A 20,613-nucleotide genomic window follows, 5' to 3' on the forward strand; every position below is an offset into this window, starting at 1 on the left:
TCAAGGATGCGCGGTGGTATTCCAACCTGGTAGCGATGGCACCAAACATTTGCCTCTGGGATTGACACCGCTCCCGCTGATCCTTATGCTCGCCTTCTGAAATTCCTGTTCACGCTTGGGCCACGCACCGTTTGCTTTCGGTCGTAACCTGTGTACTCAAAGCGATTTCAAAACCTCGCGACGAATTCTGGTAAGAAATGTGGGCTAACTCCCGCCCATGAGCCACACTGGCGGCCTGTCCTGAAGCGGCGAGGATCACCGGCGATGCTGAACACAATCGCCGCGGCCAAAAAACCGACACCGGGGTGATACCTCGGCCGTCTCCCCTGCCGCCTTCAGCACATTCCTCGTGGTTCCCGCGAGAAACAGCGAAACCCAAGGTTCGCTTGGTGCGTCAGGAGAAGGAGAATAGGCCGCACCCCGCCCTGGACGGGTTGTCCCAAAGGTGCCACCGCGCCGGGCCTTCACGACACGTTGAACAACGAGAAGGTGTTGCCTTTATTTGATTTCATCGGGTGGTGTGGCCGAAGCGCTCTCGACAATCTCGGTCTCCTGAGTCTCCGAGGGCATTGCCCGTGAAAAAGACAGCGTGACGGTGACCCCGTCCCCTTCGTTGTTGGCAATCGAAATTTTGCCACCACCGTCTTTCATGGCCGCCGCCGCATAATGCAACCCAAAACCCTCCCGGCCGGGTTTGGTGGAGTATCCTTGCTGGTAGACACGCTCGAGGGAATCTTGGTCGAGACCGACGCCGTTATCTTTTAGTTGGAAAACAACCCAATTCTCATCGGCCTGGGTAACCAAGGTGATGCGGCCACCGCTCTCGCCATGTTTAGAAACCACCGATTCGCGCGCATTCTCAAACAAGCACAACAGCGTGCGCAACGTCCGTGAGCGTTCGATGGCCACCTTGGGGACAGGATGAAGTTCACGTGCCACCGTGATCTGGTTTTTCTGGTAAAGATACCAATCCAAACCCAATGCTTCCTGCACCAAGACATTAAGGTCGGTCGATTCTTTTAACACGCGGGACCCCATTCGCTGCCACTGCTGGCGAATGGCGGCGTTAGTCTGGTCCACTTTCTCATTAATGGCGCGCGATTCTCGACCAATCACATCAAGCTGTTCTTCGGCGGCTTTCACCACGGCCTCCAGGCCGCCGATCAAACGCGCGGTACCGCCTTCCTCGGCCAAAAAGGCGGGTAGCCGTTCTTTTTCGCGACTAAGATTCTCCACCAGCCGCTGTAATCCCACCAGCCAACGCCGGTTACCGAGCCGTTCTTCAATCAGGTGACAAGAGACACTCAGCCCGTTGAGGTTGTTCCCCATGTTGTGCAGAACATAACGCGCCAATTCGGCCATCCCGGCTTGGTGTGCGTTGCGAATGACCGCGGTTTGGGCGTTCATGAGGTCGGTGAGGGTGCGCAGGCGGATCAGCGCGGTTAGAGTATGGTCACGGAACAAATTCAGGCGCTCCAAGTCCTTTTTGCTAAACGCCTTTTCGTTGGCCAGTGATTCCAGGAGCAAACCTCCGGCCAGGCGACCTTCCAGCCAGAGTGGCATGACCATAACGGCGCGTGGCGGCTGGAACGGCCACCAATCGAGCTCGCTTCGGTCAGGATCACCCAAAAAGACGGGCTCTTTGAGTTGTGCCGGATCTCGACTCAACAGGAGGGCAAAGCGCGTTTCATCCAAGGATTGACTGAAAATGGAAGCCGGGTAATGCAAGGCGGCGCTAACCGAAAACTCGTGAATGGCCCGGTCAAACAAAATAATCAGCGCGCGATCGACCCCGGAGAACATATTAAATACCTGATTTAACAATGTTTCCAAGACACGTTCGCTAGCGACCTCGCGGTTGATCGCCTGCACGATTTGGTTGAGGGATTCGAGTTCGCGGTACTTCTGATTAAGATCCAGGTTGCGCTGTTGCAGCGCGGCGGTGCGTTCACGAACCAAATTCTCGAGATTGCGGTTAATGTACATGAGATCGAGATGGGTGCGAATCCGCGCCAGCAACTCCGGTTTGGAGACGGGTTTCGAGAGGAAATCGTTGCCGCCAATCTTAAAAGCGCGAACAAGATCGTCGGGCTGGTTCTTGGCGGTCAAGAAAATGATGGGCAACTCTTGCATCGAAAACCGCTCGCGAATCTTGGCGCAGACATCGTACCCCGACAAATCCGGCATCATGATGTCCAGCAAGACAATATGAAAGTCTTGATTTTCTTCCAAGATTTTAAGCGCTTCTTTGCCGTCTTTTGCCTCGGTGAGGTTGAAGTTCCGCATCGACAGATGGTTAACCAGCACGGCCCGATTCACGTCATTGTCGTCTACCAATAAGATATTGGGCGAACCGGGCTGCATGGGCGATTGCAGCCCAATGGTGCGGGTCCCAAAGCTGAGGGTTTGCCCATCAGGTGTATGCGGGGGCAAATAGGTGTGCTGGGCCACGCGTTCGGTGGGCGCCTCACTGCTGGTTTCACCACCCTCGGCAAGGGCTAAGGTGAAGGAGAAGGTAGCCCCTCGCCCTAACTCGGAATCAACACTAATCACCCCACCGTGGAGTTCAACCAACTGCTTGGTGACGGCAAGCCCGATCCCGGTTCCGGTGTGGATACGGGCGGTATGGCCGTCGGCCTGCTGAAATGATTGAAAAATAACCTCTTGCTGGGAGGGATCAATCCCGCAACCAGTATCACTGACATGGACGATCACCCGCTCCCCATTCACCTGGGCATGAAGACGAATCACGCCTTGTTCCGTAAACTTCACCGAGTTCCCCAAAAGGTTGTAGAGAATTTGTTGAAGCCGGTTGGCATCGGCCAAAACGGGCGGGAAGTTATCGGGAATCTCGTTTTGCAACTCAAGCGGCTTCCCGCCGACAAGCCCTTTTACAATCGAGAAAACGGATTCAGCGGTGCGGTGTAGGTCGGTGGGGAACAACCGCAGTTCCAGGCCGTGCCGCTGTAAACGCGAATAATCGAGAATGTCATCCACGAGACGCGCCAAGCGTCGGCCACTGGAAATAATCATTTTAAGGTTCTTGCGCATAACGGTGTTGGGCTCGCCGGCCACGCCGTCGAGCAAAGATTCGGTCAAGCCGATAATGCCGTTCAACGGGGTGCGCAGCTCGTGGGACGTGTTGGCCAAAAATTGGTCCTTGAGCCGATCCATTTCGAGCAGGCGCGCCCGTAGTTGCTTTTCATTAATATAAGCACGGGAAGCATAAAGCGTGACGGAACCTACGAGACCAAGCAACAGCAACATGGCCAACAATCGGGTCACAACCGACTCGTACCAAAAGGGTAAAACCTGAATGGGTTTGCGGGTGACTTCACCCCAATCACCATTCCAGTTGGTGGCTTTGACTTCCATTTCGTACTCGCCGGGGGGAAGCTCGGCGTAAACGGCCTCACGGCGACTGGGATCGGCATAGATCCAGTCGGGATCGTATCCTTTTAAACGGTAGGCATAACGAATGTTGTCGGAACGAGAATAATAAAGCGCGGCGAAGGAAACGGCCAGATAGCGATCCTCGGGGTTCAACTGCCAAACGTCCTGATACTGGGCGATGGGGCGAAAGGCGCCGTTGCGTTCCGCTGAAGATAAGACGGGTCCGTTGCGCCACCAAGAGAAAACGGTGGGTTGGTGGGAGACGTCCTCCCGAACCTTGCTCGCGGCAAACTGGTTAAAACCGCCGGCACCGCCAAAGAAAATACTGCCGCCGGCATTGCGGTACCCACTCCCCACGGAAAACTCGTTGGCCTGCAAGCCGTCATACACATCGAAGGTACGGATGGTTTCCTGCTCCGGCTCAAACAAGACAATGCCCATATTGGTACTGATCCATAAATCGCCGCGTTGATCTTCCACCACGGCGTAAATGGTTTCGTTGGGAAAACCGTCGCGGCGGCCGTAATAACGAAACACGCCCTCGCGGGGATCCATCAGTTTGTTGAGCCCGGCGAGGGTGCCGACCCAGAGCGAACCGTCGCGGCCTTTATGGAACGCGGTAACGGTATTGTGGCTCAAACTGTTGGGGTTATGGATATCGTGAAAGAAGCGACGGACGCGACCGGTATGGGTATCCATCCGATTGAGGCCACGCACCGTTCCGACCCAAATACGACCCGGGCGATCATCCACCAGCGCGGTAATCATGCTATCGGAAAGGGTGAGATCGTCCTCCGCGTCATGGTGATAAACCTTGAAGTCATTGGTTTCCCGCTGATAGCGACTCAGCCCATGGCGGGTGCCGGCCCATACAACCCCCCCCTGATCAGCCAATAAAGCGAGGACGAAATCATGGCTCAAACTCGTGTCTTGCTCTGGGTCGTGGCGAAAGGTTTCAAAGCCTTGCTGTTGTGCACGGCGTAAACTAAGACCATTTCGCGTCCCCACCCAGAGGTTTTCCTCGGCGTCTCGCGCCAAACACCGCACCATTCCCTCCGCGATGGTGGTGGGATCATTGGGATCATGACTAAAATGTTCGACTCGGTAGGTAAATAAGTCAAAGTAGTCCAACCCGTCGCCGGTACCAACCCAAAGGTATCCGGGACGATCTTCCAAAAAACTCCACACAAAGGGATGAGAAAGGGACGCCGGGTCATTGGGATCGTGACTAAAGGTCGTAAACCGTTTTGATTGCTCCGAATACAGATAAAGCGCATTGAGGGTTCCCACCCAGAGGTTGCCGACACGATCCACCCAGAGACCGGTTAAACCGTCCTCGGAGAATTCGCGGCTACGATCTTCTTGCGAGCGAATACGCAACACCTGTTCCGAATTGGGATTGTATTGAAAAAGTGCGTTGGCGGAGCCCAGCCACAAAAAGTCGTCGTGATCCCAAGCCAGAAAACGGACCTCGGCAAGCCCCTCCAAATTGCGTTTTCGCTGTAGGCCGACCCCGAGGGAACCGGTGAGCGGCATTTCGTAGAGCCCACGGTCCGTGCCAATCCACAAAACCTCGTCGTTCTCTCGCTCTAAAGCCAGGACGGCGGCCGAAACGCCGTCATCGGTCGAGAGAGGGATCACGGTACTGTCGGTCAATTGTTCCCCGCTAAAGGAAAGTACCAACAACCCGTTTGGTCCCCCCAAGAACAGGCGCGATCCATCACCATGGATGGCGTTAAAACCGGCTGCAGTGCTTTCGAAAAGCGCCTGCTTTTGCGACTCGTTAAGTCCCCCGGTGAGGGTTGATAATTCGTGCCATGTCTGCCGACGCGTATCAAAATAGATCACACCATTCACGGATGCAATCCACAAGCGACCGGCATCGTCCATTTGAACCGAAGTTTGCTTCAGGCTGAGCGGAATGAGGGGCAGATCAGCGGGAAGCGCATGGTGGGTCACGGTTCCTTGCCGGGGATCCAAGCGATCCAAACCCGATTCGGGAACAACAACCCAGAGCATGCCGTCCTGATCTTGGGTCACCGCAATGACATAACTGCTGGTAAGTGAACCTTCGAGCCGCGGCTGATGGCGAAAAACCTGGAATTGGTAACCATCGAAAAGATTGAGGCCGTCCTCGGTGGCGATCCACAACAGCCCTTCAGAATCTTGATAAAGATCGAAAATGGTAAGTTGCGAAAGACCTTCGTTTTTCCCGAATCTTTGGAAGCGAATCAATTGCTGTTCTTTCGCGGCGACGGGCGCAAAACCGAAGAGAAGGGCGAGACACAGCGTTGCCCTGCAAGCCGCAATTAAGAACTGGGGCAAACGCTTGACGAATCTCGTGACGTTGTTGGTCATAGGTGCATCACGTAAAGGCAAGTTGAAACTGTCTCGAAACGGAAGGTTTACATCATTATAGAGGAAGCCCGTGAAAAGGTCCAAAGCAAAACAGCGCCATCGGCAGGGGCGGCGTGTTTGCGGGGGATTTCGAAGGCAATCCCGAATGGGAAGCCGCGGTATGACTGACGGTTGTTTACATGTTCGCCAATGAGACGGCCAGCTCAAACCGACGTGGCTCATGAGGGCCGTCACCGTTCCCATAGCTCCGTTCTTCTAGCGTGAGCCGACCGTTTTTCTCCCAAGTAAGCAGCGAACCGACACGACTGCCGTAGACGGGGCTTTCAATATAGAGAGAAGAAAGCAAGCGCTCCCACGCCATGGGGACACCGGTTCGCGGCAGGAGCGCATCGGGAAAGGTTTCTGAATCGGCAAGAAGATCAAATAAAACTTGACCTTGCTGCCCGGGTTGCCAACGACGCAAGCCGTCCATCCCCTTTCGAAGCTTGGGCCAGGGCGCATTGAGCAAGTGATTGCTGAGCCCGTGGTAGCCGGGCGTCAGCGGTTCAACGCCGCCTGCCTGTTGATTGGAAAAGTAAAACAAGGCGTCGAGGCGACCAAATATGAGGTTAAAGCCGGAGTACCGCGCACCTTCCGCGCAAAGTCGCTGGACAAAGGCGTCGTGGGACTGGTGGTGGGCGAGATAATCGCGAACAAGGAGCCCGCGCGAGGGCGCCTGCTCGAGGACGGCGGCTGGATCGCGGAAATTGGTCAAGGCGGCAAAACGGCCGTGCCTGGAAACACCCAACCAGGTGCCGCCCTGTTCCAAATCACGACCCGCGAGCAGGTCGGGGTGGTCATCCCAAAAGGCCAAACGCTGGGTGGGCCGTTTGTAAAATTCATCGCGATTGGCGGCGATGACGAGGGGTACCGCATCATGGACTTGATACGCGATGAGAAGGGTACACATGGGGCCTCCGTTCAGGGTGGCGTCATTATAGCTCGCATTTCTCACAAAGAATTCTGCTACGGGCAAGCCATGCGATGACGAGGGTTTGCCTTCCGCGGGGCGGCCGGCCGCCTTACTCGGTCGCGGCGCCTTCGCCACAGCTGCTAGGCCGAAAGGTCGGGCCCGCGAAAGGTCGGACCCCTGTTCCGTGGCTTGGTCGTCATCTTCGACCTCACAAGGCTTTCAGCTTCTCGCGAGGGATCCTTGCGAGAAATGCGGGCTAACACCAGGATAGCGAGAGAACGGCCTTGGTTGGTCGGCATTTCCGAAAAAGCCATCGATTGTTGCCTGCAGGTCGCCCAAAGATCGGCCGCCGGGGGCGCTTGTATAACCACGCGATCATTGGGTCGCGGCTTTTAGGGTTGATATGCTCTTTGGATAGACCCCTGATCGGTTGCGCACTATTGCATCAGAGAACGGGTCCGGCGTGTGTTCCAGGGGGATCCAGGGCAAGGCTGGGTTTAAACCTAGAAAGCACCATCGTTACTCGGTGGTGAGCACGCGTTAAGCGGGAAAAGGCCGGCAACCTCAGGTGAATAAGGCCATTTGGTCGCCCGCGCGTGGGGGCGGCTGAAAAAGATCGACGCGGAGTTCTCGTCGAACTTGGTTCAGCTTGAATCGCCGGCAAGCGAGTTTAAAGCGCTGCGACAGCAACTGGGCGTAGTTTCCCGTCCCACGCATCCGCTTGCCGAAGGTAGGGTCGTTGTTTTTACCACCACGCACGGATTGAACCAGGCTAAACACATGGTTGGCGCGATCTGGATAGTGGGTGTCCAGCCATTCACGGAATAAGTCTTGTAGCTCAAGCGGCAAACGCAACATGACGTAACCGGCAAATTCAGCGCCGTGACCAACAGCGGCTTCCAAAAGCGCCTCTAATTCATGGTCGTTGAGCGCGGGAATCATCGGCGCGGCCATAACCCCGGTCGGCACGCCGGCGGCGGCCAAGGCGGCGACAGCCTCTAAGCGCCGTTGCGGCGTGGCGGCCCGGGGTTCCATACGGCGCGCAAGCCGCGGGTCAAGCGTGGTCACGGAAACAAATACTTGGGCTAAACCGTCCGCGGCCATTTCGGCAAGTAAATCCAAGTCGCGCATCACCAACGCCGACTTGGTAATAAGGGCAACCGGATGCCGGTAAGCGTGAAAAACCGAAAGCAGGGATCGGGTTATTTGGTAACGGCGCTCAATGGGTTGATACGGGTCGGTGTTGGCGCCGATGGTGACAGCTTTACATTGGTAACCTGGCTTGCGAAGTTCCGCTTCCAATAATTCGGCGGCGTTTTCTTTCTTAAAGAGATGCACCTCAAAATCCAAGCCGGGTGAGTACCCCCAATAAGCATGGGTAGGTCGCGCATAACAATATATACAACCGTGCTCACAACCCCGATAGGGGTTTATCGACTGGTCGAACGGAATATCCGGGCTCTGATTTCGGTTGATGATTGTTTTAGTGGCATCGCGGTGAACCCGCGTCTGAATCGGCGGGGGTGAGAAAAGCGCATCCTCCAAGGTTCCCCAGCCATCGTCAAAAAGATGGTTTTGCTGTTTTTCGAACCGACCGTCGCGATTCGACAAAGCACCCCGGCCGTGGTGCTGTTGCAATACCTCTAAATCACCCATCGCCTCCCCTCCTCTTGTGCCGGTATCTATTCTAGAGGACTGGTGAGCGCAACACCACCTATTTTCCAATTGGTTCACAACTTATTTTTCACTTAACAACTTTTTAACACCACAACCTCCGCTCCGAGGAAAAACCCCACTAGCGGGCAGTGTTTACACAAGGCCGCCAACCGGAAAACGTGTCCTTTATCACAAAATCAACCGGCGTAAAATGAAATCACCTTACTTCTCAGGTGAAAAAACACCCCCAACGAGAAAATCCAGCCAAAGACAAGCTTCTGGCTTCTAAAGCCTTACTTAAGGTCTAGTTAGCAGCTGGTTAGACCAGAGAAACTATCGCTGAAATATCAATAACAGTTCGCTGAAACCACGTTGAAGTCTCGTTTTTCAGGCTGAAAGATCCCGATGGGTGACACCTTTTATTCTTTACTTCGTTTTACACAAGAATTACAATGAGCGCCAATTCATTTTTTACGCCTTGGACCGTTCACTGATCCGAGTTTGATGCAAACCCGATGTGTTTGCCCATCACTTCACTTCGATGCCCCTGTCTCTATGTTCAGGGCTCCTGTTTCCAAAGCACGGGACCCACGGTCCCCCAAGACGAGGAGTTATCTTACATGTTTTCAAATTGCTACCGCATTCTGGCAGCAGCCATGCTGCTCACGGCTTCCCTTTTTGCACACAGCCTGGTTCCGAAACAATTGGCCGGCGCGCCTGATTCGTTCCGCAACAAGCAACCCGAGCAAGCGACACTCGGCGAGCGCTCTTTCTCAGCCATTCTTCCCGTTGAATTGACCGAACACGTCCTTAATGGAAAACGGGCGTTCAGTTGGCACGGCCAATTACCGATCGACAGCCACCAAAACCTGAAAGTCCTCGTCCTCAACCAAGGTAACCCTTGGCAGATTAAAGCGTGGCAACCCGGTCAAAAACGGCCCATGCTGTTAGAAGATGTATCCGAGACGATGGAAACCGGCGACGTGGAAGTGCTCAACAACGGCATCCCCGGTGCCTTCTACCAAGTACCCGAGGCACCCGCGGGCGATTGGTTCTTCTCGATTGAAGCCGACAGCGCCATGGAAAAAGCGCCCAGCGATCCCCATGGTTACCTTTTGGTTACCACCGACAACAACTTCGGCATCCACACCTTCTGGAACAACCGCAACTTCTTGGTTGGCGAAACCCTCGAACTCAATGTTCGCAGCATCTTGCGTGATCAAGAGGTGGCGCTTTCGGCCAAACCGGCGGGCAGCTTAAGCGCGATTCAAGCGGAGATCGTTTCCCCCTCGGGTGAAAAGGTCGTCCTCGACATGACCCACCAAGATGCGGGTGCTGTCATCGGTGCATGGCAACCGGTTGAACCTGGCAAACACCGGGTCACCATCATCGCCCGCGGCCTGAACCATTTCGGTCAGCCGTTCATCCGCACCAGCTTAAGCGGCATTGAAGTGCTGAATCCTAGCCTGGACTGGCGCCCCGAGGCGGTGCAACTCACCAACAACCACGGCACGCGCCTGTCTGTTTGGCTGCCCGCCCAAGACTACTCCGGCGAAAACCGCCATTTCCGCGCTTATGCCGAGGTATGGGGCACGGGCAAAGACGGCGAATTGAAACCGGTGAACTGGATTGGCGGCATGGTCGCCATTCAAGACGGCATGATCGAGCTGGGTATGGACAGCCGTTGGTTGGCACGTGCCGGGGTCGTTTCCCCTCTGGTTCTGAAAAACATTCGCTTGGAAGATCCCAGCACCTACGTAACCTTGCTGGAACAAGACCAGGTCAACGTGGTCGAGAACGACATCGAATTTCCCGAGGCGGCGCGCTTCAAAGGGATCGACCGCGACATGTTGATGGGCCCCAAACCCGCGAGCCTGAACGAGAACAGCAACAAGGCGGGTGGGTTATTCCTGGTCCACGGATTCTGCGGCAGCAATAGCTGGCCGGGCAGTGACTTCACCAACTTCCAGCGCTTCAACGATCCCAAGCAAAACCGCTCTCACGATGCGTTCGCCCGCTTGATTGCAAGCCAGGGCTCCGGCATGTCTTCTTACGGCATTGTCGCCCACAGCCAAGGCGGCGCGGCGGCCTTGCACCTGTACACTTATTACTGGAGTGGTTTGGACAACGCAACCGGCAACCGTTTAATCCAAAGCGTCGGCACCCCGTACCAAGGCACGAGTTTGGCGGGTCTGATCGCGGCCATCGGCGACATTTTCGGCATCTCTTGCGGCACGAACCAAGACCTGACTTACGACGGCGCCCGCGCTTGGTTGTCCGGCATCCCCTCTTGGGCACGGCAAAAGGTCACCTACTTCACCACCTCCGAAACGGATAAATGGTGGCGCTGGGATTACTGCCACATCGCGGCTGAGTTCGTCCTGGACGATCCAGAGGACGGCACCACGGAACGCTGGGCGGGTCAATTGTCCGGCGCCAACAACGGCGGCCACAAAGAGGGCTGGTGCCACACGAGCGGCATGCGCGACGGTGCCCAAGTCAACGACAGCAGCCGAAACCGCGGCATGAACAGCAACGCGGCACGCTAAGCAACGTTTTATCCTGTCAGTCTCCCAAACGGGCCCGGCAAGCATGGTTCTCGAACCGGCTTGCCGGGTTTTTTCTTTCGAATCGCCGGCGATTGGATTTCGTCTGGATTTTTGCCCAAGCGCATAACGCGTGGCAAACGGGTTCGACAGGTGCCGACCCACCATTACTTGGTGATGTCGGAATCAAAAAGTGCGGAGATTGGATGGGCGCAAAAAATCAGAAAAAACACTTCCAAATGAGGGTGCTTTCAATGGTGGTGATGAACGGGGCGCCTCGACTTGCCCGGCCTTTCCTTGCGCCCCCCCCTCCCCTCTGGAAAAAGAGACGGCACAGGGCGCGGGGAAATGTGGCCGGCCGGATAGATCATCATTAATGTGTCGGCACGCCGACATTGACCGCCCCGAACAGCAGCCCGCGCGGACGCCCCCAACAACAGGTCAAGAAGCAGGCGCCTTGGGTTCATGGAGGTTAGGCCACGGCCCGCTCGCCGCCCAAACCTTCCAATAATTCACGGATGCGGGCGACAGCGGGTAGAAAACGAGGCTCGCCCGCCACCAGCTTGGCGGCCATGGACACCACGCAGCGCAACTGCAACACGACCAGTTGACATTCGCTCTGCGTTGTCGTTTCCTCAACCAAAGCGGCAATGCGTTCGGCCTCGGCAGTAAAGCGATGCATTTTGTCGGCAGCGGTCAAATCACTTTGACCGTTAAGGGCGTAACACCGATAAAAATGGCAATCCAATTTATCGGCGAAGGTTTCAGCTTGGCGCAAACGCAAACCAAGTGCGGCAAACATGCCGGAAAAAACCCGGTCTTTCAAAGCCTGACCCACGGCGTTTTTAACCAACTGAATTTGGAATTCGAGCAAATGGTTTAGCGCGAAGGCACGCTCTTCCGGCAGCGCATCAACCCGTACGGCAACCTTTTCCAGAAGCCGGGTGACCCGCAAACAACAAGCAACGACATAGGTTCGTTCGAGATGGTTCAGTTCAATTTGTTGCAGGACTTCAGCGGCCAATTTGAACCGATCACCATGGTTGCGCGATCGTGGTGACAAAGCGGCCGCCGCCAACTCGATCAGCATCGCATTGCGGTCCATCGGGGTCTCAGCCCATTGGGTCATGCGCAGGTAACCTTGAATGGATAGGGGCTGAGAAATGCCGCTGGTCGTAACCGGGGAGGGCAAAAGGGCCTTGGTTTTTTTGGGACGTCCTGAAACGGAGGCCGCGGGGGAAGCCTGGGTGTTAGCGGGTGTGATATCCGATACGATGGGGGAACGGGTCTGGAACATAAGCGATCTCCTGAATAAGGTCAATTGATACGAAATACGCGCGCCGACCAAAACCACATCCAAAACTATTAAATGGCTTACAGAAGGCAAGGTCGGCTGCCAACGTCCCGGCGAGGGGCGTTTCTACTCCCTAACACGCGACAGATCACACTTCGAGCGTGAGCAACGTCACACTCTCAAAAAGTCGCCCGCATCATTTTCAGACCGCCGCTTTTTTTCAGGAATCTTAGCCCGCTTTTCTCACAAGGAATCCTGCTACGGGGCAACCCATGCGATTACGAGGATTTGCCTTCCGCGGGGCGGCCATCCCCATGACTCGGTCGCGCCGCCTTCGCCTCAGCTGCTACGCCGAATGGTCGGCCCCGCAAACGCTCGGCCCCCTGTGCCGTGGCTTGGTCGTCATCTTCGTACGCACAAGGTTTTCAGCTTCTCGCGACGAATCCTATTGAGAAATGCGGGCTAAAAACGGACGGTTCTTGCATTCCGTCGCCCTGCCGCGGGGCGGCCTTGGCCACGGGTTTGGTTTCCTCGGTGCGCGATCAGAGTCACGCAATCAAAAAGGCCCAAAACCCTTCCTTGGACATGCCGCGGCTTATGCCGTGAGCTTGTGGCGAAGGAAGCCGAGCGCGGCTTTTAGTTCCAGAAAAACCTTGGAACGCCCCATGCCGGTTGCTTTGATGATGTTGTCGATGGTCGCGTCTTCAAAAAACCTGAGCTGAACAATCCGTGCTTGGACGGGATCAATTTCACCCAATAAATCCAGGGCACGCTGCAAACCCATGAGCTGCTCGGGGCCGAGGGGCGGACCGCCGTGGGGCAAACTGTCCTGGGGCACATCGACACCGTCAAAACGGGCGCCGTGACGGTGAGCGTATTTTTCGTGGTTCAACAAAACCCATAAAAGGATCTTTTTGGCCATCGCGTAGAACTCGCGACGGTTGCGCCAGGGCCGGTCCGGGTCGCCGCGGTATTCGCTCAGCTTGGGGAAGGCTTGGTGCAGGAGGTCGGTGGTGCAAAGGTCCACATGGCGATGGTTGTCAGAAACAAACTCGCGCAGCACCTTGCGAGACAACTTGCGCAACTCCTGAGCCACGGCGGGCCACAATTCATCCATGGTTCCGGTTTCGCCGTCTTGCCACTTTAATAGAAGTTGCGTAATTTCCTGTTGCCCCATAAAAACCTCACATGCCGAACCCGCCTTTTTTAACACAGATAAGTGTCGGCCGGCGACCCTTGTTCACGCTGATGCGCCGGCCGGCGAGGAAAATCACCGCGTAAAAAGCAAGGGTCAAAAACGTGAGCCACGCCACGTTTCTCCGGCATGGTCACCCGCGCGGCGCGGGCTTCCAAGCATTCCCTCCCCAAGCATCCCCCCCTAACGCGACACAAATCATCAAAAAGCCGGGCATGGCGTCGCCCCCTCTCCCCCGGCGCCTTACGGAGAATCTCCTGATGGATTGGGTGTGGAAGCTAGCCCGCATGTCTCACAAGGAATTCTGCCACGGGGCAATCCATGGGATTACGACGGGCGGCCTTTCGACATACTCGGTCGCGCCGCCTGCGCCTCAGCTGCTAGGCAGGAAGGTCGCCCCCGCAAACGGTCGGACCCCTGTGCCGTGGTTTGGTCGTCATCTTCGTACCCACAAGGCTTTCAGCTTCTCGCGACGAATCCTATTGAGAAATGCGGACTAGCAAGCGCGCCCCCCGCGAGAACAGTTGCGGTGAACGTGATCCGCGATACATCTATACGGAGTTGTTTTGCCGACCGATAAGCAGAAAGGCAAGATCAAACCCGTTCCCTTCTGAGCGCGCCCGCCACCTGGCGCGCGCATCACCGCGGCCGCAAACCAAATCAGGACCTTCACGCACATGGATATCCAACGCGAACGCCACATTCAAAACTTGGTCAAAGCCGTCATTGCCTTGCCACACGCGGAACGCGAGGCCTATTTAGTGCCACTCGCCGAACAGGACCCCGACCTGAGTCACGAGGTGAAGGCACGGGTCGAGGCCTCGGATGCGGTGATTGAAAATTTAACATTGCTAAGCGACGCGGGTACGCTCTCGGGTGTGCGCATCGGGCCGTACCAACTCCACCGCATGCTGGGCGAGGGCGGCATGGGCGACGTCTACCTGGCCAACCGCGAACACGAATTTTCGATGTGGGTGGCAATCAAATTCCTCAAAAAGGGGCTGGATCGCGGCGACGTGGTCGAGCGTTTCCAACGGGAACGCCAAATACTGGCCGACCTGAACCATCCCAACATCGCCGCCATTTTGGACGGCGGCACCAGCGACGGGGGTCGCCCCTATTTCGTGATGGAATACGTGGAGGGCATCCCGGTCGACGCCTATTGCCGTGAAAACCAGCTCGAACTGGAACAACGCCTGCGCCTGTTCCGCAAAATATGCAGCGCGGTTTCTTTCGCCCACGAAAACAATGTGTTACACCGCGACCTCAAACCGGCCAATATCCTGGTCAACGCCCACGGCGAACCCAAATTACTCGATTTCGGTATCGCCGGCTGGTTGGCGCGCGATCCAAACCGGGACCGCGGCGATTTCACCAGCCGCGGCATGACCCTGGACTACGCCTCACCCGAGCAGGTCGAAGGCAAACCGCTCACCCCAGCGTCAGACGTTTTTTCGCTCGGCGTCATTTTGTTCCAGCTTCTAACCGACAGCAAACCCTTTGACTTGCGTGATGTGCCGCTCATTGAAGCGATCCGACGTGTTTGCGACCTAGACCCTCCCAGGCCCAGCATCCAAGTCGCCCGCCTCAAAGAAGACCCCACCTTGTCCATCGACAGCACCGAAGACAAAGAGCCGGCGAATGAACCGCTGCCGACCCGCTGGCAAAAACGCCTGCAGGGCGATCTCGACACCATTGTGCTCAAAGCGCTCAACAAACAACCCCAGGATCGTTTCGCGACGGTCCAAGCGCTTCACGACGAGATCGGCCGGTTTTTGGTGGATCTCCCGCTCCAGTCTCGACCGCGCTCCCTCCTTTACGACGCAAAAAAATTCACGCGGCGCCATCGCGCGGCGGTGATGGTTTCGGGGGCGCTGCTTTCCCTGGTATTTGCGCTGATGTTCACCCTGGTGCAACAGCAACACCAACTTCGCCTAGAACGGGACCGCGCCCGCCTCGAACGGGACCACGCGCAGCACGAACAAGAACGGGCGCTGGCCGCCACCGACTTTCTCAAAGACCTCTTCAAGGGCGCCGACCCTCGGGTAACCGGGGGACACAAATTAACGGCGGCGGATCTGCTCAAAAAAGGGGTCGGTGACATCCAAAACCGTTTTCAAGACCAGCCGGTCTTGCGCGCGGAACTGCTGGAAACCTTGGCGGAAGTCCACCTCAGTTTGGGCTTGTACGAAACGGTGGAAAACCTGTTGCAAGAAGCAAGGGCGATCCAAGCGGTGCAAGGATCGCCCTTGGATTTAGCGCGGCTGGAATACCAAATGGCGAAATGCGCCCTGGCCCAAGCAAAATTTCACGGCGCGAAGACGCTGATAGCGCAAAGCAACGCGGCGCGTGCCGAGCACCTGGCGGCACCCCACCCGGATCGCGCGGCCGGGGTGCTGCTGCACGCCCGCATTCTCCGCGAACTCGGTATGTTCCAAGAGGCGGAGCCGCTTTACCAGGCGGCGCTAGACGAAATTGAAGCCTTCCGTCGCCTCCCCGCGGACGAGGCGGAGACCCGGGCGGCGGCTCTGCAGCACGCGTCAATGATTAACCACACCACGGACTTTTTACTGGCGCGCGGGCATTACCAACGCGCCGGGGCCCTGCAAACCCAAGCCCTAACCACCTTCGAAACCTACCTCAAGCCTCGTGAACCGGAGCGGGCCCAGGCAATGATCCAACTCGCCCTGATCCAAAGCGCGGAGGGCCGCTTCGAAGAAGCCGAGGCCCAATTCCGCACGGTGGAACAGCAACGCCGCGAATGGTTTGGGATCGATCATCCGCTGACCCTGGAAGCACGTGAACTCTTGGCGGTGCTTTACCAGGAATGGGGCCGCTTTCAGGTTGCCGGCGACATTCACAAGGCGGTCCTGATGCACCGCAAACAACGCTTTCAAGCCGATCATCCCGCCATCTGGAACAGCCGCAAACATTTGGCCCTGTTGGCGCAACGCAATGGCGATTACAAAACGGCGGCGGCCGAAATGGCCTTGGTTCTGGCCGCGGAGCGACGTAATTTCGGACTCATCCATCCCACGGTGGCCGAAACGTTGAACCTGATCGGCATCCTTGAATTCGAGCGCGGTCGCTACGAGGCGGCCGAACAGCACTACCGCAAATCCATCGAAATGAAACTGCATTTTTTCGGGGAAAACCATCCCACCACGGCCAGCTCGCTGGACAACCTCGGCGTGCTGTACCAAGAGCTGGATCAATGGGAACAGGCGGAGTCTCTCCATGTACGCGCCCTGGAGATGCGCCGTCGCCTGCTGGGCGACAACGATATCGACGTGGCCTACAGCCACGACAACCTGGGTTTGGTGAACAAAAACCGCGGCCGCTACGCGGTCGCCGAGGACCACTTCCGCGATGCCATGACGCTGTTCGCCACCATTGTCGGCGAGGATCACCCTGATTACCTCAGCACGGTCCACAACCTGGCTGTCACCTTGATCGATCAGCTTAAATACGAGGAAGCGGTACCCTTGCTGCGCACGGTGGTCGCCCTGGAACGCAAAATCTACCAAAGTCACCCAACCGTGGCGATCAGCATGAACAACTTGGCCTCGGCCCTAATCGATACCCGCCGTTATCACGAGGCGGGCATCCTGCTGGAAGAAGCCTCGGCGATTAACGCCCGCCACCTAGATCCAAACCATCCGGGTGTCGGCCAAACCCGCCTGATCCAAGCGCGTTACTTCCTGAAGATGCAAAAAACAGTCGAGGCGGAAGACCATGCGCGCCGTGCCCTGGCCATTTGCCGCCAACACTACCAAGCGGGCCACCAGATGACGGCACGCGCCCAAAAAGTGTTGGGCCAGGCCTTGTTGGACCAAGGCCGATACGCGGAGGCGGAACCGCTGCTGGTACAGGCCGAGGACATCCTCAACCGCGTGGCTGATTACCACCACCACGAAAAACGCGAACTCTGGTTGTTGTTGGTTCGGCTCTACCAGAAAACCGGTGACCAAACTCGGTTGGAAAAATACCAAGCCAAGCTCAATTAAGCATTAATCTGCTGGGTAATGCGATCCAGTTTACTCGGCCAGTTTTGATGGGCAATTTCAGCGAGTTTGTAAGAAGTGGTGAGTTTGCGGCCTGTTTGCGACTGGTGTCCCCGCAGTTCCCGGCGCACACCCACCAGGGTCTTTTTCAATTTACCCAAATCATTGATCGTTGTTTGGAATTCATCGCGTTTCCGCTCAAGTTGTTCCAATTGGATCTTGGCCTGGTTAACCGTCTCACGCAACTCCTGAAGTTGCGGCGTCTCCTTGGCCCGATTGAGTTTGATCAGATTCTCGTGGTTCTTGATCAAATTTTCGTTCAAGCGAATCTGCGCCTTAAGCCCGCGAATGGACGTGTTGGTTTTGGCCTTTGCCCGAGTCAGTCGGGTGACCTGGTGGTTCACGCCACTAATAACGCGCCTCAAATTCCCGCGCGTTCTTTGGAGATCGGACCTCATGACCCCCAACTCCTTTTGGAGCACGGTTTGAACATCACCCTGACGGTACTTTCGCGTCTCTTTGCGTAGCGTCTTGGATGCCTGAATTTCGTCTTTTGACTGGCGAATGAGAGAACGCTGTTCCTTTACCAAACTTTTGGTACGCTCGCGCAGCTCACTTTGGGTGCGCAGCACAATCGGCGGCGAATCATCATTTTTGGCCAAGTTCAACACATCGTCAAAGGGGGAAACCTTGGGCGGCATGGGTTCCCGCTTCAGGGACTCCAATTGTTGGCTGATCTGAGGCGGCATCAAATGATCCATGAAGGTCGTCTCTTTTTGGCTCTGGTGATGGGTGGTCGGGTTCGATTCCACCATCGTTTCGTGATCTTTGCGAATCTCTTTAAGCACATCAATACGCGGCCGGTCGACCTTGGTGGGATGGGTAACCACCACCTGGTGTTCGTCTTTCTGGGTTTCAATCGGCGAAGGGGTAACCCCTAAATTCTGGGGCGTTTGCCGTTTGGTGGGGTTTTGCGTCGGCGTCAGCGTGGGATAACTGATCTCATCATCCAACGTTTGCTTCGGCGTCACGGTCGTGCTGCGATCATCGCGCTGCCGCTGCCCGTAGCGCGTGCGCGGGTTTTCATCCTTTGACAAGGTTGGGTAACTTATATCGTCTTGCTCAAGCGGGACACTCGGGGTCTTCATGTCATAAATGGACTGATCCAGGGTTACCAGACTGGTTTCGGTAAATTGGGTGGGTGGTGGACCGTTACCCCGGTGCGGTGTCAGGCCGAACGCCTGTTCCAAAAACTGTTTGGGCGATTGTTTTACCTCGTTTTTGCCGTCAAAACGAACCCACTGGTTCTGTTGGTCACGGGTAAACACAAAACTTTTGTTGGTTTTGGTCGCCGGATCAAAACCGGTCATCAACACCTTAGCCGCGTTTTCGGTTTTGGAAGCAAACTGCGCCACGTCGGCGCGCAAGTTGCCGAGCCCGCCGATTTGGCTGGGAATACGATCAAACTTGGGGGCAATTTTGCCTTGCTGCTGCGCGCGTTTTTGCACCATGCGCTCAACCACCCCGGGATCGGAAACCACTTTTTCGGAGCGAGGATCGGGGCCGCGCGTCGAAAACAAACTGTTTTCGGGCACCTTCTGTTGGCCTTGGGGCATTTGCGAATAGTGGTTGACGGCGGTTTCGGCCAATTGATTTTTACTGATCTTTGGATCGCCCAGGAAGCGATTGAGCACATCCAGCGTCGGTGAGCCGCCAAAATGTTGCGGACTGGTTTGGGGCGTTTGAATTTTGTTCCCAAACACCAGGCGACCGCCGCGACCCATCAGGTCTTCGAGGGGCAAGGCGCGGGTATCCATCTCGGTGGGCACCCCGTTATCCATCATAAACAGACGAAGATCGGGATTGTTGAGATCGTCGGAGACGTTTTTGATCAAAAAGACGCCTTGCCCGTCGCCGTCAAAGCCATGGGCGATGGCGGCGAACTCACGACCGCGCATCATTTCCTTCATGCTATCGCCGTTAATGTCTTGGCGAATGTCGATTCCGTTTTTGCCGGCGGTTTGCGGGGTCAAGGTATTGCGCGTTTCGCTGCCCTGGAATTGGGTGTCAAAACCACCCAGGGCGCGCGCGAGTGTGAAATCGCCGACCTTTTGCTGTTGGGGGCCTTGTTTGGTGTTGATGTTGGCCAAACCCGCCATCAGCATCAGGTCGCGATCACCGAACTGCTGCAGCGATTGAGAACGCCGCTGCTGTTGCGGTTGCTGGGTGCGGACCTGAGGTACAAGACCTTGATTACGACCGACCCGCGACTGATAAGAATGCGGAAATGATGGCATAAATCCTCCCAAACGCGACCCAAATTCCGACGGGCCACAACCCGATGAAGCTAAACTAACGTCCCAATATGGAGAAAATAAGGTGAAGCGCCGCAAATCCAAAACAGCGCACAATGCCCACAATCACCCTAACAACCTTGGTCCAGTGAAGTTCTGAACCAAAACACGCTAATAGGGCCAAAATTACAAATGAGTTATGCTTCTTCTTTTTGAATTTTAGGTTGGTTATCGAGCCAGCGCCACAGATAAATACAGGCATAGCTGCGGTAAGGTCGCCAGCTTTCCGCAAGCGCGATACAAAGCTGACGGCGGTCTTTGCCGCGCTCTTCAATCTGATAAAGGCGCGTCATGGCATTGACCACCCCTTGATCGCCGGCGGGAAAGATATCGGCGCGGGCCAGGGAAAACATCAGGATCATCTGAGCCGTCCACTCGCCTACCCCTTTGATTTGGGTCATAAAAGCCAGCGCCTCGTCATCGCCCATGTTTTTGACCGTGGCCAAATCATGTTCGAGCGCAAAGGCGGCCACATTTTTGACGTACTTCGCTTTTTGCCCGGACAAACCGGCACCGCGCAGGGCCTCGGTTTCGATGGCTACCAGCGCCTTGGGGTCGGGGTACTCGCGGTCAAACAAGGCCAAAAAGCGGCCGCAGATGGTGTCGGCGGCTTTGACAGAAAGCTGCTGACCCACAATCGCGCGTACCAAATGGAAGTAAATATCGGCCCGCGGTTGTTGTTGGGGTAAAGGCGCATCGGGCAGGATCCGGGCAAGCACGGGATCGCGCTTGAGGAAATCATAAGCACTCTGGGCAATCAAACCCGCCTCCTTGAACGACAACCATCATTATTTGAGGAATGAAGCAACCATAACACAGCCATCCAAAGGGCGCGTCAAAGAAAAAAGCCAAAACCTTAGT

The 20,613-nt window shown here is 56.2% G+C and carries 9 protein-coding genes and 1 pseudogene; 2 read left to right on the top strand and 8 right to left on the bottom strand.

The genetic code is table 11. The features are described from left to right. Nucleotides 1-167: 167 nt before the first annotated feature. The 4 genes and pseudogenes from J3U88_RS35420 to J3U88_RS25250 all read right to left on the bottom strand — a co-directional run. Nucleotides 168-296 (bottom strand): annotated as a pseudogene (locus J3U88_RS35420) (transposase); the annotation flags it as partial. 202 nt (nt 297-498) lie between these two features. After that, nucleotides 499-5,751, bottom strand: a complete 5,253-nt coding sequence (locus J3U88_RS25240; RefSeq protein ID WP_207861780.1) for an ATP-binding protein — start codon at nt 5,749-5,751, stop codon at nt 499-501. Nucleotides 5,752-5,926: 175 nt separating this feature from the next. Then, on the bottom strand, nt 5,927-6,700 hold the full coding sequence (locus tag J3U88_RS25245; RefSeq protein WP_207861781.1) for an NRDE family protein: 774 nt from the start codon (nt 6,698-6,700) through the stop codon (nt 5,927-5,929). Nucleotides 6,701-7,267: 567 nt separating this feature from the next. Continuing rightward, nucleotides 7,268-8,359, bottom strand: a complete 1,092-nt coding sequence (locus J3U88_RS25250) for a PA0069 family radical SAM protein (RefSeq protein WP_207861782.1) — start codon at nt 8,357-8,359, stop codon at nt 7,268-7,270. 620 nt (nt 8,360-8,979) lie between these two features. Between J3U88_RS25250 and J3U88_RS25255 the strand changes: the two genes are divergently transcribed. Beyond that, a complete protein-coding gene (locus tag J3U88_RS25255) occupies nt 8,980-10,908 on the top strand; it encodes a hypothetical protein (protein WP_207861783.1) in 1,929 nt (642 codons plus the stop codon). 469 nt (nt 10,909-11,377) lie between these two features. Here J3U88_RS25255 and J3U88_RS25260 read toward each other — a convergent pair whose 3' ends face one another. Next, a complete protein-coding gene (locus tag J3U88_RS25260; protein ID WP_207861784.1) occupies nt 11,378-12,202 on the bottom strand; it encodes a hypothetical protein in 825 nt (274 codons plus the stop codon). 592 nt (nt 12,203-12,794) lie between these two features. After that, nucleotides 12,795-13,376 (bottom strand): ECF-type sigma factor, encoded by a 582-nt coding sequence (locus J3U88_RS25265; RefSeq protein ID WP_207861785.1) that lies wholly within the window; start codon nt 13,374-13,376, stop codon nt 12,795-12,797. Between the two features lie 695 nt (nt 13,377-14,071). Here J3U88_RS25265 and J3U88_RS25270 point away from each other — a divergent pair. Continuing rightward, nucleotides 14,072-17,401, top strand: a complete 3,330-nt coding sequence (locus J3U88_RS25270; protein ID WP_207861786.1) for a serine/threonine-protein kinase — start codon at nt 14,072-14,074, stop codon at nt 17,399-17,401. Here J3U88_RS25270 and J3U88_RS25275 read toward each other — a convergent pair. Beyond that, on the bottom strand, nt 17,398-19,695 hold the full coding sequence (locus J3U88_RS25275; protein ID WP_207861787.1) for a hypothetical protein: 2,298 nt from the start codon (nt 19,693-19,695) through the stop codon (nt 17,398-17,400). The genes J3U88_RS25270 and J3U88_RS25275 overlap by 4 nt on opposite strands. 194 nt (nt 19,696-19,889) lie before the next feature. Beyond that, nucleotides 19,890-20,513 carry a DNA-3-methyladenine glycosylase family protein gene (locus J3U88_RS25280; protein WP_207861788.1) on the bottom strand — a complete coding sequence of 208 codons (624 nt, stop codon included), beginning with the start codon at nt 20,511-20,513 and terminating at the stop codon, nt 19,890-19,892. Nucleotides 20,514-20,613 lie beyond the last annotated feature (100 nt).

Origin of the sequence: Acanthopleuribacter pedis, from assembly GCF_017377855.1 — a bacterium.
GTDB classification, from domain to species: domain Bacteria; phylum Acidobacteriota; class Holophagae; order Acanthopleuribacterales; family Acanthopleuribacteraceae; genus Acanthopleuribacter; species Acanthopleuribacter pedis.